Raw genomic sequence first — 528 nt, 5'->3', positions numbered from 1 at the left:
TGAGGCGGTACGGCATGTGAATGGGATTGTCACGCAACTGGTGCAAGGTGAAACAGGGTTTGAACGCACACGTTATAAAATGGTGATAGAGCCGAATCTTGCCCGCGCTGGTTATCAAGCCGATAATAAAATCTTCCAACAACAAACCTCAGCACAAATCATTCACACCTTATTACAAAAAAACGGTGTTGCACGTCATGAATTCCACTTCTTAGACAGTCTTTGGCAACGCGAATACTGTGTTCAATATCGCGAAACGGATTTAGCTTTTATTGAACGCCTTGCGGCAGAAGAAGGTGCTTATTACTATTTTGCCCATACGGCTGACAGCCATACCTTACATTTCAGTAATACCACCGCCTTTTCATCAGAATCAGGGCAATTATTATATAACCCCACCCCTGCGGGTGACCGTCCAGCGCCGGCATTATGGCATTGGGCTTATGAAATGAAATTGGGTACAACCCAACACACCTTACGCGATTACACCTTTACCCACCCTAATTATCATCAAGAGCACCAACGCAG

The 528-nt window shown here is 45.3% G+C and carries 1 protein-coding gene; it reads left to right on the top strand.

What is annotated here, in order from left to right; translation table 11 throughout:
- Positions 1-528: contractile injection system protein, VgrG/Pvc8 family (locus F8M47_RS09040; RefSeq protein ID WP_280177527.1), on the top strand; the 528-nt coding region annotated here is incomplete at both ends.

The organism is Actinobacillus vicugnae, from assembly GCF_901687125.1.
Classification (GTDB): Bacteria; Pseudomonadota; Gammaproteobacteria; order Enterobacterales; family Pasteurellaceae; genus Actinobacillus; species Actinobacillus vicugnae.
The sequence above is the reverse complement of the archived record's forward strand: the minus strand, read 5'-3'. Positions and strand labels throughout refer to the sequence as shown.